The sequence below is a fragment of the Vibrio sp. 1401 genome, assembly GCF_033340295.1.
The window spans coordinates 1-603 of the sequence record NZ_JAWOWF010000559.1 but is presented as its reverse complement, the minus strand read 5'-3'; the positions used below and the strand labels follow the sequence as shown (position 1 = coordinate 603).

Below are 603 nucleotides of genomic sequence, written 5' to 3'. Positions count from 1 at the left end.
CATGGCTTCAAGCAGTGCCGCTTGTACTTTGGCTGGCGCACGGTTGATTTCATCCGCAAGAATGAGTGAATTGAAAATCGGCCCAGATTGGAATGTGAACTCGCCCGTTTCTGGGCGGAAAATATCCGTACCGGTTAAATCGGCAGGCAGCAAATCTGGGGTGAACTGAATGCGATGGAAGTCGCCTTCTACGCAATCAGACAGTGATTTTACGGCGCGAGTTTTAGCAAGTCCCGGAGGACCCTCAACCAAAATATGCCCGTCAGCAAGAAGGGCGATCAACAGTTGTTTAACCAGATCATGCTGGCCAATGATCTGAGACTCTAAATAGTGCTGAAGAGTTTCGAAGTTAGATTTATGCATGCTTTGGACTCTCGATATCCATTTGATTTTCGTTTTGAGTATTGGTCATTGCCAATCAGGAAAAAGTTCCTGTTCGCTCTCGAAATTTATCTTTTCAATATTGGGGCAAAGAAAAGGATTGCAAGCGAAGAAAAACGCTGAAAGTGCTTGAATGACAGGGTGTTACATTTATTTTGCATAAGATAGTGAGAAATACCTCTAGTTTTGTTCGCTCAGGTCGATATAGGTTCCATGCTGTGT

The 603-nt window shown here is 44.3% G+C and carries 1 protein-coding gene; it reads right to left on the bottom strand.

Annotated elements, in window-relative coordinates:
• Positions 1-363, bottom strand: a 363-nt coding sequence (locus R7Z77_RS26820) for an AAA family ATPase (protein WP_318137233.1), incomplete at its 3' end; no start/stop codon positions are given.
• Positions 364-603 lie beyond the last annotated feature (240 nt).